Origin of the sequence: Dyella halodurans (assembly GCF_026283925.1) — a bacterium.
Taxonomy (GTDB): domain Bacteria; phylum Pseudomonadota; class Gammaproteobacteria; order Xanthomonadales; family Rhodanobacteraceae; genus Dyella; species Dyella halodurans.
Genome location: NZ_JAPDPF010000009.1, coordinates 105,422 through 117,367 on the forward strand (window position 1 = coordinate 105,422; position 11,946 = coordinate 117,367).

General features: G+C 64.9%; 13 protein-coding genes. 4 read left to right on the forward strand and 9 right to left on the reverse strand.

Features of this window, described 5'->3' with window-relative positions:
- From egtD to OUZ49_RS17255, 6 genes are all read right to left on the reverse strand, one after another.
- Positions 1 to 1,002 carry an L-histidine N(alpha)-methyltransferase gene (gene egtD, locus OUZ49_RS17230; RefSeq protein ID WP_266151842.1) on the reverse strand — a complete coding sequence of 334 codons (1,002 nt, stop codon included), beginning with the start codon at positions 1,000 to 1,002 and terminating at the stop codon, positions 1 to 3.
- On the reverse strand, positions 999 to 2,252 hold the full coding sequence (egtB, locus tag OUZ49_RS17235) for an ergothioneine biosynthesis protein EgtB (RefSeq protein ID WP_323134943.1): 1,254 nt from the start codon (positions 2,250 to 2,252) through the stop codon (positions 999 to 1,001). Before egtB ends, egtD begins: the two co-directional genes overlap by 4 nt.
- Entirely contained in the window at positions 2,249 to 2,476 is a 228-nt protein-coding gene (locus OUZ49_RS17240; RefSeq protein ID WP_266151844.1) for a hypothetical protein, read from the reverse strand. Before OUZ49_RS17240 ends, egtB begins: the two co-directional genes overlap by 4 nt.
- Before the next feature lie 15 nt (positions 2,477 to 2,491).
- Positions 2,492 to 2,836, reverse strand: coding sequence for a hypothetical protein (locus OUZ49_RS17245; RefSeq protein WP_266151845.1), 345 nt, complete (start codon positions 2,834 to 2,836; stop codon positions 2,492 to 2,494).
- Between the two features lie 133 nt (positions 2,837 to 2,969).
- Positions 2,970 to 5,165 (reverse strand): bifunctional 23S rRNA (guanine(2069)-N(7))-methyltransferase RlmK/23S rRNA (guanine(2445)-N(2))-methyltransferase RlmL, encoded by a 2,196-nt coding sequence (rlmKL, locus tag OUZ49_RS17250; RefSeq protein ID WP_266151846.1) that lies wholly within the window; start codon positions 5,163 to 5,165, stop codon positions 2,970 to 2,972.
- Positions 5,162 to 5,692, reverse strand: a complete 531-nt coding sequence (locus OUZ49_RS17255; protein WP_266151847.1) for an alpha/beta hydrolase — start codon at positions 5,690 to 5,692, stop codon at positions 5,162 to 5,164. The genes rlmKL and OUZ49_RS17255 overlap by 4 nt, the downstream gene beginning before the upstream one ends.
- 107 nt (positions 5,693 to 5,799) lie before the next feature.
- Here OUZ49_RS17255 and OUZ49_RS17260 point away from each other — a divergent pair, with 107 nt between their 5' ends.
- A complete protein-coding gene (locus OUZ49_RS17260; protein WP_266151848.1) occupies positions 5,800 to 6,375 on the forward strand; it encodes an N-acetylmuramoyl-L-alanine amidase in 576 nt (191 codons plus the stop codon).
- Between the two features lie 7 nt (positions 6,376 to 6,382).
- Here the strand turns inward: OUZ49_RS17260 and OUZ49_RS17265 are convergent, their stop codons facing one another.
- Entirely contained in the window at positions 6,383 to 6,604 is a 222-nt protein-coding gene (locus OUZ49_RS17265) for a helix-hairpin-helix domain-containing protein (protein WP_266151849.1), read from the reverse strand.
- Between the two features lie 168 nt (positions 6,605 to 6,772).
- Here OUZ49_RS17265 and tesB point away from each other — a divergent pair, with 168 nt between their 5' ends.
- From tesB to OUZ49_RS17280, 3 genes are all read left to right on the forward strand, one after another.
- On the forward strand, positions 6,773 to 7,636 hold the full coding sequence (tesB, locus tag OUZ49_RS17270) for an acyl-CoA thioesterase II (RefSeq protein ID WP_266151850.1): 864 nt from the start codon (positions 6,773 to 6,775) through the stop codon (positions 7,634 to 7,636).
- A 133-nt stretch (positions 7,637 to 7,769) separates the two neighbouring features.
- A complete protein-coding gene (locus OUZ49_RS17275) occupies positions 7,770 to 8,162 on the forward strand; it encodes a putative signal transducing protein (protein WP_266151851.1) in 393 nt (130 codons plus the stop codon).
- A 191-nt stretch (positions 8,163 to 8,353) separates the two neighbouring features.
- Positions 8,354 to 9,064 (forward strand): arginyltransferase, encoded by a 711-nt coding sequence (locus OUZ49_RS17280; protein ID WP_266151852.1) that lies wholly within the window; start codon positions 8,354 to 8,356, stop codon positions 9,062 to 9,064.
- Positions 9,065 to 9,135: 71 nt separating this feature from the next.
- On the opposite strand, the gene OUZ49_RS17285 is transcribed toward OUZ49_RS17280, so the two are convergent.
- Positions 9,136 to 10,662, reverse strand: coding sequence for an FMN-binding glutamate synthase family protein (locus tag OUZ49_RS17285; protein ID WP_266151853.1), 1,527 nt, complete (start codon positions 10,660 to 10,662; stop codon positions 9,136 to 9,138).
- A gap of 97 nt (positions 10,663 to 10,759) precedes the next feature.
- Positions 10,760 to 11,941 carry a formate-dependent phosphoribosylglycinamide formyltransferase gene (gene purT / locus OUZ49_RS17290; RefSeq protein WP_266151854.1) on the reverse strand — a complete coding sequence of 394 codons (1,182 nt, stop codon included), beginning with the start codon at positions 11,939 to 11,941 and terminating at the stop codon, positions 10,760 to 10,762.
- Positions 11,942 to 11,946 lie beyond the last annotated feature (5 nt).

The following is an 11,946-nucleotide window of genomic DNA, read 5'->3' on the forward strand; positions in this document are numbered from 1 at the left end:
TCAAGCCTGCGCCGCCTCTCGCGTCCTGCTGCCGGCACGGACCAGGTAGTGCACGCTGAACATGTCGAGAGGATCGTTCCAGCTCTGCGCCACTTCCAGACCGGCCTTGGCGGCGAGATGGGCGAAGTCGGCCGGCGAATACTTGCAGCTGTATTCGACTTGCATGGCCTCGTCCTGCTTGAAGGTCACCTGCTGCCGCCCCACGCGCACCTTCTGCTCGCGCGTGCTGACGATAAAGGTTTCGATGCGCCCGGCCATGGTGTTGTAGTGCGCGCGATGACGGAATGCCTGGAGATCGAAATCGCTGCCGACTTCGCGATTCAGGCGCACCAGCATGTTCAGCGTGAACTCGGCCGTGACGCCGGCACGATCGTTGTAGGCCGCCTCGATCGTCGCCGTGTCCTTCTTCAGGTCCGCCCCGATCAGGATGCCGCCACCGTCGCCCATTTCGCTGCGCATCTTGCGCAGCAGGTCGGCCGCTTCGCGGGCTTCGAAATTGCCGATGGTCGAGCCGGGGAAATACAACACCGTGCGACGCGGTGCGCGCGGCGGGATGGGCAGGCGCAAGGCGCGGGTGAAATCACCATTCAGCGGCTGCACCGGCACGGCCGGAAAGCTTTCCGTCAAGCCTTCCACGCAGCGCCGCAGGGGTTCGGCTGAGATCTCCACCGGCACATAGGCCACGGGCGTACGCAAGTGTTCCAGCAGCATGCGTGTCTTCACCGCGTTGCCGCTGCCGTACTCGACCAGCCGCACGTCGTCGCCCAGCACGTTGGCGATGTCAGCGGCGTGCGCGGACATCAAGGCGATCTCGCAACGCGTGAGGTAATACTCCGGCTGCTCGCAAATTGCCTCGAACAACTGCGAGCCACGTTCGTCGTAGAACAACCAGGACGGAAGTTGCTTGGGTTTTCCCCGCAGTCCACGCTGGACGATCTCGATGAATTCATCAGTCGGCGGACGGCGTTCGTCGCCACGAAAATCGCAGGCTTGCATACTCATCGGTCTTGCCCCAGGCGTATCCCCATGAACTGCCAGCGCGCATGGGGAGGAAAGAAATTTCGATAGCTGGCGCGGATATGCTCGCGCGGCGTCGCACACGAACCGCCCCGCAGCACCCATTGCCCGCACATGAACTTGCCGTTGTATTCGCCCAGCGCGCCAGCCAAGGGCCGGAAACCGGGATAGCTGACATACGGCGAGGCAGTCCACTCCCACACATCGCCGAACATCTGCAGCAGGCCGGGCGACTGGGAGACGGGCAGCGGATGCAAGGCCCGCTCGTCAAGAAAATTCCCCTGCACCGGCAACGAAGCAGCCGCACGCTCCCACTCCGCTTCCGTGGGCAGGCGCGCACCGGCCCAGCGCGCGAACGCGTCGGCCTCGAAGTAGCTGACATGGCACACTGGCGCGTGCGGATCGATGGGCTGCTCGCCGGCCAGCGTGAACTCGCTGGCGAGATCCTCCCGCCAGTAGTATGGGCGCTGCCAGTTCTCGCGCCGCACGGTGTCCCAGCCGTCGGACAGCCACAGCGACGGCTCGGCATAGCCGCCGTCGTGCACGAACTCCGCATACTCGGCATTCGTGATCAATCGATTGGCCAACGCATGGGGCTGCAGCAGGACGCGATGACGTGGGCCTTCGTTGTCGAACGCGAAATCCCCGCCCTGGTGCCCAATCTCGACGATACCCTCGCGCCCCGCGATGAAATCCAGGCTCACCATTTCCGCACTGCCCCGGGGAGCGGGTCGCGAGGTATAGGCGGGCAGCAATGGATTCGATGCAAACGCATGCTTGATATCGGTGAGCAAAAGCTCCTGATGCTGCTGCTCGTGCTCGAGTCCAAGTTCGATCACCGCCAGCGTCTCAGCATCCACACCGCGATGCAGCCGTTCGCTCACCGCCTCGTCGACGCGCTCGCGGAAATCGTAGATTTGCGCGACGCCGGGGCGCGAAAGCAGGCCGCGCTGCGGGCGCGCGTGCATGGGGCCCACGCTCTGGTAGTACGAGTTGAACAGGTAGTGCCACTCGGGATGCGCTGAGCGGTAATCGGCATCCCGTTCCAGCACAAATTTTTCGAAGAACCAGGTGGTATGCGCGAGGTGCCACTTGGCCGGACTGGCATCGGGCATGGACTGGACCATCATGTCCTCGGCGCTCAACGGCGCGCACAGCGCCGCACTGCGATGGCGGATCCGTCGAAATCGCTGCACTGGCGCCTCGATGTCCGCCGCCGTCCGAACCACCGTCATTGGCGCCCCCATGGCGGGATACCGGCGCAACCGGCTCCCGAGATGTCGTGATGGATGTGGTGATGCCCGAACATTCTGCGCACCATGCCGTAGCAGTCGTTCAAACCATGTGATGCATCGATGGCGGAATACTGACAAGCATTCAGGATGGAAGCCCGGTCACAGTCCGGAATCATCGCCACTGAAACGACGAAGCCCGGCGAGATGCCGGGCTTCGGGGTCAAGCTCAGGGTCCTGGATCAGCGACCGTAAACACGGTAGCCGCCGTGGTGGTAGTAGCCGCCACCGCGCGGATAGTAGCCGTGACCGTGGTAATAGCCCCCTGGGCCCACCACGACGCCTACGGCTGGGCCGTAGACCACGGGTGCCGGAGCGTAATAAACCGGGGCGGGCGCGTAGACCACCGGCGCAGGCGCCGGATAGTAAGCCGGACCGCCGTAATAACCAACGCCCACGACTGGCAGACCGATGCCCACGCTCACATTAACGTGACCAGCGAAGGCCGGCGCCACGGCCACACAGCCGAGCAACATGGCGCTCGCCAGGACGACACGCTTGACGGAGGAAAGCTTTGACTTGTTCATGACCTGTTGTCTCCCAGAGGTGGCTCGATTCCGAGATAAGGGCCTATGCGTCGTAGCCTTACATCGTTCTTTGCCGGCATCAATGTTCTGACTTTTGCGCTGAATCAGCACTGAGTGAAATCGTCCGGTTACCTCAACGTTTACCCTGTTTGCGGACGTGGTTCACACTGCTGTTCCAGGGCGATTCCTGCGGGTGCAGGCGGAGCAGCCAGCAGCCATGAATATCGGCCCGGCGGGTGAAGTCGAACGGGATGCTGGGCGCGCTCCAGTCCTCGATCATGAACCGCTCATTCAGGGCTTCATGATCGAGCTTGAACTTGCGGAAATTGTTGGAAAACACCATCGCGCCATCGGCCGTGAGACGTTCCGCGCAGGCCAGCAGCAGCTTCACGTGATCGCGCTGCACGTCGAAGTCCTCGGCCCGCTTGGAGTTGGAGAACGTCGGCGGATCGACGTAGATCAGCCCATAACGATCCTTGTCCTGCTCGAGGAAGGCCAGGGCATCGGCCTGCATCAGGCGGTGCCTTGCACCCGTGAAGCCGTTCAGCGACAGGTTGCGCGAGGCCCAGTCCAGATAGGTGGCGGACAAGTCGACGCTGGTGGTATCGCGCGCACCGCCGGCCGCCGCATAGACGCTGGCCGTCGCGGTGTAGGCGAACAGATTGAGCACGCGCCGGCCCTCAGCCAGCTCGCCCACCTTGGCCCGCACCAGCCGGTGGTCGATGAACAGGCCGGTGTCGAGATAGTCGGTCAGGTTGACCAGGAAGCGCAGCCCGCCCTCGGCCACCTCGATGAACTCGCCACGCTGGTCGAGCTGGCCGTATTTGGAGCCGCCCTTGCCGCGTTCGCGGGTCTTCAGGCCGATGCGCTCGCGCGGCACGCCAAGCACTTCCCCAGCCACCCGCACGATTTCACGCAGGCGGTGGCGCGCGGTCTCCGGCGGAATATCGGCCGGCGCGCGATATTCCTGGATGTGCAGATAGAGCGGGCCACCGGTGTTGCTGTAGACGTCGATAGCGGCGGCGTACTCCGGCATGTCCTGGTCGTAGGCGCGCCAGCAGTGGATGTTTTCGCGCTCCAGCCGCTTGCGCAGATGGCGCAAGTTCTTTTCCAGGCGGTTGCGCAGCATCTGCGCGCCTTCCGACAGCGGCTTCGCCTCGCGTTGCACTTCTTCGCGAGCATGCAGCTCGAACACCAGCAACACGGTTTCGAGGGCGCCGTTATAGAGCGCGTATTTCTTCTCGGCGCGCAACGGAATCGCATGACCGAGCTCGGCATCGCCCGCCAGCACGGCGGCACGCCAGCCGGCAAAACGCGCGCGCAAGGCTTCGCCGATAGCGCGATAAAGCTGCGGCATCTCGTTGCGCTCGCCCAGGCGCTCGCCATACGGCGGATTGGTGATGACCAGGCCACGGCTGAAACCCGGCGGCGGCGCCACATGGGTGACATCGTGCTTGTCCAGCGTCAGGAAGCCAGCCACGCCGGCTTCCTGGGCGTTGCGCTTGGCCGTCTGCACCATGCGCGGATCGGCGTCGCTGCCGAAGAAGCAACTGCGCAAGCCGCTCAGGCCCGCCTCGGCGCGCTGGCGCGCTTCGTCCAGCACGCTGCGCCACAGCGCGATGTCGTGCTGCGCCCAGCCGAGGAAGCCGTAGTATTCGCGATGCAGGCCTGGCGCCACGTCGGCCGCCATCCACGCACCCTCGATCAGCAAGGTGCCCGAGCCGCACATCGGGTCGAGCAAGGCGCCGCCTTCGGCGTAGATCTCCGGCCAGCGCGCACGCAGCAACATGGCGGCGGCGAGGTTTTCCTTCAGCGGCGCCTCACCCTGCACTTCGCGCCAGCCGCGGCGATGCAATGGTGTGCCAGCGAGGTCGAGCGACACGGTGGCGCGATCGCGGCGCAGGCGCAGGTTGATGCGGACATCGGGTTCGTCGGTATCCACGCCCGGACGCGAGCCATCGCGCTGACGGAACTGGTCGACGATGGCGTCCTTGACCCGCTGCGCGATGAACTGGCTATGGGTGAGCTTGCTTTGCGAGGTGACCGCATCCACCGCCAGGGTGGCGTGTGAGGCGAGATGGGTCGACCAGTCGATGGACTGCACGCCCCGGTACAGATCGTCGTCGGTAGCCGCATCAAACTCAGCTAGCGGCATCAGGATGCGACTGGCCAGGCGCGACCACAGGCAGGCGCGATAAGCAGTTTCCAGGCTGCCGGAAAAATGCACGCCGGCCAGCGCCTCGCGCACGTCGGCGGCGCCCAGTGCGACCAGTTCGTCGCGCAGCAGGTACTCGAGGCCTTTCGGGCAGGTGGCAAAGAAGGCGCTCATGCCTCAGCGGCCACGTGATCGAGAAACAGGCGGAACTCTTCGATGATGCGCTCCAGGCTGACGCTCAAGCGATGGTCGTCATCGACCATCATCAAGGGCAAGCGATGGCGCTGGGCGAAAGCCAGCGCGTCTTCGGGCACGCATACGTCGTCCTGCCAGCCATGAATCAGCTGGGTGGGCACGCCTGCGCGCACCGCGAAAGCACGCGGATAGCCCGGAATGACATCGCTGGGCGCCGCCATCAGGAACAGGCCGGCCACCGGGCGTTCCAGCGAGGCCAGGCCCGATACGAAGGCGCCCATGCTCGAACCCACCAGGATCGGCGGCACGTCCAGCGCGTCGATCGCGCCAAGCAGCCGGGCGATACGCGGCGGGATCGAGCCGGCGTAGCCCAGGGTGTCCTCGTCGCGGTAGTCCGGTCGATGGGTTTGCCAACCCAGTGCTTCGGCGAAAGCGGCCAACGCGCTGACCTTGGTGGCGTCCGGACCGGAGTCTGAACCATGCGAAAGAATGATCTGGCCGCGCATCTGCGGTCTCCAAAACGACGTCTATCAGGCCGCGCATCGTAACAGGCGCCGTTCCGCGGGGCGTTCAGGGATGCTCTGAGTAACCCTGGGCATGCGAGACTGCCCGCATGCCGCTCACCATTCACGACCAGCCCCTACCCTATGTTTCCCTGCTGCCGGAGCGCCCAGCCAGCGCCGTCCAGATGGTGGTGATCCACTGCACCGAGCTGCCGGACCTGGCCACGGCCCGTGAATACGGGGAAAGGGTGCAGTACGAGAGCGGGACGGGCGCCAGCGGGCACTACTACATCGACCGCGACGGTTCGATCTACCGCTATGTACCGGGCACCCGGGTGGCCAACCATGTGCGTGGGCACAACCCCGACTCCATCGGCATCGAGCTGGTGAATCTGGGGCGCTACCCCGACTGGTGGAACTCCCACCACCAGACCATGACCGAACCGTATACGGCCGCGCAGATCGCCGCCCTGCGCGCCCTGCTGGCCCAGCTGCGCCAGGACTTTCCGAACCTGCACCTGATTGCGGGCCATGAGGATCTGGACACCGCCCGGATGCCGGCCAGTGACGATTCGAGCAAGGACGTGCCGCGCAAACTCGATCCGGGCCCGATGTTCCCCTGGGATCAGGTGCTTGCGGGGAGTGGCCTGCGGCGGATCGGCCCTGCTGACGACCGCCAGCCCTGAAGCACGCTCACCCCCGCGCCATGCCAGCCTGACTCCGCGCCAGCTCGACGATGGCCTGGATCGCCGCACGGGCCTGGGGGCTGTTGTGCCAGCAGGTTGCACCGACGGCGCGACTGATCTGATAGGTGAGATCCGCCGGGTCCTGCCCGGCCAGCTGGGATAGTTCGGCGAAGCCGATCTGCTCGAGGCGAGCCACCACCGTGGCGCCCACGCCCTTCAAGGCGAGCATCTGCCCCCGTTCCTCGCCTGAAAAACCGCCCATGTCCGTTGAGGCCCCGCATCCAGGACGACAGCCAGCATTCTGCGCCCCCTCGGGTGGGTCAAGCGGCCTTGCCTGGGCGAACGGCCCGGGTAAGGCCGCTATAATTGCCGGCCATTCACCCGCCGAGCGCCACCCATGACGGAAACCCATGTCCGAGAACTGGTCGACCTACTCGAACTCGAGCGACTGGAGGACAACCTGTTTCGCGGTCAGAGCCGGGACATCGGCACGCATTTCGTCTTCGGCGGACAGGTGCTCGGCCAGGCCTTGTCGGCCGCCCAGCGTACGGTCGAGCCACTGCGCGAGGCCCATTCGCTGCATGCGTATTTCCTGCGCGCGGGCGACATCGATGCACCCATCGTCTACAGCGTGGAACGCGCCCGCGATGGCGGCACGTTTTCCTCGCGACGGGTCGTGGCGATCCAGCACGGCCAGCCGATCCTGACCGGTTCGGTCTCGTTCCAGGTGCCGGAAGCCGGCTTCGAGCACCAGTCTTCGATGCCTGAGGTGCCGATGCCCGAGGACGTCGAACCGATGCATCCTCTGACCGCGGAAGAGCTGGCCAGGTTTCCGGAAAAGCTGCAGCGCTGGCTGGGCGTGGATGCGCCATTCGAGTTCCGTCATGTGTGGCCGCAAGACAAGCTGCACCCCACCAAACGTCCGCCCATCCAGCACATCTGGTTCCGCCTCACCGCTCCGGTCGGCGACGCCCCCTCGTTGCACCGGGCCCTGCTGGCCTACGCATCGGACTTCAACCTGATCGGCACGGCCACGCTGCCGCACGGCATTTCCTACTACACCCACAATGTGCAGATGGCCAGCCTGGACCACGCGCTGTGGTTCCATCGCCCGTTCCGCGTCGACGAATGGCTGCTGTATTCCTTCGACAGCCCGACGGCCCAGGGGGCACGCGGCCTGGCCCGTGGCCAGATTTTCAGCCGCGATGGCCGACTGGTGGCCTCCAGCGCGCAGGAAGGCCTGATCCGCCTGCGCGGCTAAGCGGACGCTTTGCCGTAAAATCGGGGCACGCTCCGGGCAGCCTGGCCGACACTGGCCGGCTTGCCCGCCATGCTGCGGCCTGCCCACGACACCCTCCCCCGGCCGGCTACGGCGACGAAGACAGGTTTAACCCATGCGCCAGCTCTATACCTCGCCCCGGCAGGAAAACATCGACCGTGTCGCCGCGCTGCTTGCTGAAAAGGGCATCGAATGCACGATCACCAACCGCTCCAACTGGAAGAAGCCCAGCTACCAGCGCTTCAGCTACTCGCAGCGAAACGAAGACCGCGACAGCTGGCCCCAGGTCTGGGTGAACAAGGCCGATGACTACACCGAAGCCCGCACGGTCTTGAAGGAGCTCGGCATCGAGCCCGTCATACGGCACGGCGAGGAGCTTGCCCTGGCGCGCAACCCGACACCCGAGGCCCGTCAGAAGAGCGTTGCCACGCGCATTCGCCGTATTGTCATGCTCGCGGTCGCTGGCGCGTTCGTGGTGCTGATGCTGCGCTACATGGGTGTCATCTAGGCGCAACATCACCCGGCTCACCGGTCGATCCGGTTTGGCGAGCAGGGCTACCTTCGCGCTCCAGCCCGCAAGGCCTTGCGACTTGGCCCAGGCACGAGCCCCGGCTGGGAGATAACGGGCCGTCCATCCCGCTCGTGATATAGGACTTTTCCTACTCACAAACTCCACCAAAGCGGACATAGAATCGTCCCATGCGCTCTGACCGTGTCCGCTTATTCCAAACCCTGCCGCACACCTGCGGCTATTTTGGCGAGCGCACGGCACAGAACCTGGTGATCGACCCGGCGGCGCCGCAACTCGACCAGCTCTATGGCCCGGCGCTGGAACGTGGCTTTCGCCGCGCCGGCGGCCATTTGTACTACCCGTACTGCACCAGCTGCCGCGCCTGCACGCCGTGCCGGATCGATGCCTTGCACTTCAGCCCCGACCGTTCCCAGCGGCGCTGCCTCAAGCGCAATGCGGATATCCAGGTGGTCGAGTCGATGGCTGGCTATAACGCCGAGCGACATACGCTGTACGAGCGCTACCTGCGTAGCCGACACCCCGGCGGTGGCATGGATGAGGCCGATGCCAGTGACTTCCGGCGATTCCTGACGGCGCCATGGAGTCCGACCATGTTCCTGGAATTCCGCCTCGGCAGCCGCCTGCTCGGCGTGGCCGTGACGGATGTCTGCCTGCAGGGACTGTCAGCCGTCTACACCTTCTTCGACCCGGACGAAACCGCGCGCAGCCTCGGCACCTACGCCATCCTGCAACAGGTCGCGCTGGCCCAGCGCCGCGGCCTGCCCTGGATCTACCTGGGCTTCTGGATCGCGGGTCATCCCAAGATGGATTACAAGCGGCGCTTCCGCCCGATGCAGATCCGCACCAGCGAGGGCTGGGTGGAGATGCAGGACGATTGAGTGCCGGGCTGCCGGCTGGGCCAGGTCGTGCACCAGCCACCTCGCCAGGCCAGCGTCGCTTGATCTTCGCCTTAGCTCTCCTGATGCGCGGTGGCAGCGGAAATCACCGGATAGGGGTGCAGTTTCACCAGCGGTACGGACAGGCCGTCATCGCCGACGACGCGACAATGCGTGCGGTCGAGCTGGCGCGGCTCATCGACACCGCAACTGTGCGCAATGATGCCAACCTCGTGCATCACGTTTTTGGCGTAGTGGAACACACGCTCGCTCTTGTCGGTCACCACCAGGCCACGCTGCAGCTTGGGATTCTGCGTGGTGATCCCGGTGGGACAGGTATTGCGATTGCATTGCAGCGACTGGATGCAACCCAGGGCCAGCATGAATCCACGCGCGGAATTGACGAAGTCCGCGCCCATCGAAAGCGCCCAAGCCACGTCGTAAGCCGCAATGCACTTGCCCGAGCAGATCACCTTGATGCGCTCGCGCAGGCCCTTGACGATCAGCATGTCGACCAATGCCGGCAGCGCCTCGTGCAACGGCAGGCCCACGCCTTCCATCAAGGTCTGCGGCGCGGCGCCGGTGCCGCCTTCCGAACCGTCGACGATGATGAAATCGGGCGCGCTTTCGATGCCGCGCTTGCTCACTTCGTCGCACAGCTCGGCAATCCACTCCATGCCACCAAACACGGCCTTGAAGCCGACCGGCTTGCCGGTGAGATCGCGTATATGCCGGATCGCATCCATCAACTCCTGCACATTGCCGATATCCAGGTGGCGGTTCGGGCTTTGCGAATCCTGGCCCACCGGAATACCGCGGATGGCGGCAATTTCCGGCGTCACCTTGGCCGCCGGCAGCAGCCCGCCCATGCCGGGCTTGGCGCCCTGGCCGAGCTTGATGCTCACCATCTTCACCTGCTTGTGCGCGCAGATCGCCAGCAGCTTGTCGTCGTCGAGCTTGCCGTCAGGCGTGCGCACGCCGTACTTGGCGGTGCCGATCTCGAAGATGATGTCGCAGCCGCCTTCGAGGTGATACGGCGCCAGGCCACCCTCGCCCGTGTCCATCCAGATGCCGGCCTTCGCCGCACCGAACGACAGCGCGCGCACGGCCGGCGCGGACAACGCGCCAAAGCTCATCGCGGAAATATTGAAGAACGCCGCGTGCTGGTAAGGCTCGCGTGCGTACGGCCCCAGCGTGACCGGCCGTGGCTCCACGTGCTTCTGGCCCAACGCGGGAAACGGTGCGTTGACGAAGAACGGCACGCCCTCGCCGCGCAGGTCGCGGGTGGAACCAAACGCATTGGTGTTGTCCACGTTCTTGGCGGCGCGGTAGACCCACAGGCGCTGGGCGCGGTTGAACGGCAGCTCTTCGCGATCGCTGGAATACAGGTATTGCCGGAAGAATTCGCCCAGGTGGAGGAACCAGTAACGGAAGTGGCCGATGACCGGAAAATTGCGCAGCACCGAGTTGGAGGTCTGGTTGCGATCAACAATCCACACCACCATCACCACGGCGACCAGCAATACCAGCAACAGCATGAACAGGGCGGCGAAGGTTTCAATCATCACCACCAGCCAGTGCGCGAATCCTGTCGGTTGCATCGTTTGCTCCAGTGGATGAGGCGCAGGGTCACTACGCCCGAAGTGCAGTTGGACCGGGCCACCGATCAGGCTGACCGCATGAGGCGAGCGTGGTTCGTCAGAGCTCCACGCGCAAGGCCTTGGCCGCGCGTATCGACTTGTCCTTGGCCGCCTCGATGCTTTCATCGCGCGCCAGCGTGACAGCCATGCGTCGACGACCTTTCACGGCGGGTTTGCCGAAGATGCGAAGCTGGGTGTCGGGTTCAACCAGGGCGTCGGCCACGTTGAAGTAACGCGGGGCTTCGCCGTCGCCCTCCACCAGTACCGCGCACGAGGCCGAGGGGCCGAGCTGGCGGATCGTCGGTATCGGCAGGCCAAGGATGGCGCGCGCGTGCAGCGCAAACTCGGACAGGTCCTGCGAGATCAAGGTCACCAGACCAGTGTCATGTGGACGCGGGCTGACTTCGGAGAAGATCACGTGATCGCCCTTCACGAAGAACTCGACGCCAAACACACCCCAGCCTCCCAGCGCCGCGGTGATGGCGGCGGCCTGGCGCTGTGCCTCGACCAGCGCGGCCTCGCTCATCGGCTGCGGCTGCCACGACTCGCGGTAGTCGCCGTCCTCCTGGCGATGGCCGATCGGCGCGCAAAAGCTCACCCCGTCACGGTGACGGACGGTCAGCATGGTGATCTCGTAATCGAAATCCACGAAGCCCTCGACGATCACCCTGCCCTTGCCGGCACGCCCGCCCGATTGGGCGTAATCCCACGCAGGCTGCAAGTCGGCCGGCTGCCGCACCACGCTCTGGCCCTTGCCCGATGAACTCATCACCGGCTTGATCACGAACGGTAGGCCTATGGCGGCGACCGCATCGCGGTACTCGGCCTCGGTTTCGCAGAAGCGGTAGCGCGACGTGGGCAGCTGCAATTCCTCGGCGGCCAACCGGCGAATGCCTTCCCGGTCCATGGTGAGCCAGGCGGCGCGGGCGGTCGGGATGACGTGCAGGCCTGCCTGCTCCAGCTCGATCAGGGTGGGCGTATGGATCGCCTCGATCTCCGGCACCACCAGATCGGGCTTCTCCTGTTCGATCAGTGCGCGCAAGGCGGCGCCATCGAGCATATCGATCACATGGCTGCGATGCGCCACCTGCATGGCCGGTGCGTTGGCGTAGCGATCCACCGCAATCACTTCCACCGCATAGCGCTGGAGTTCGATGGCAACTTCCTTGCCAAGCTCGCCGGAGCCGAGCAGCAGCACGCGAAAGGCATGGTCGGAATAAGGCGTGCCAAACGGCTTCATCGAAA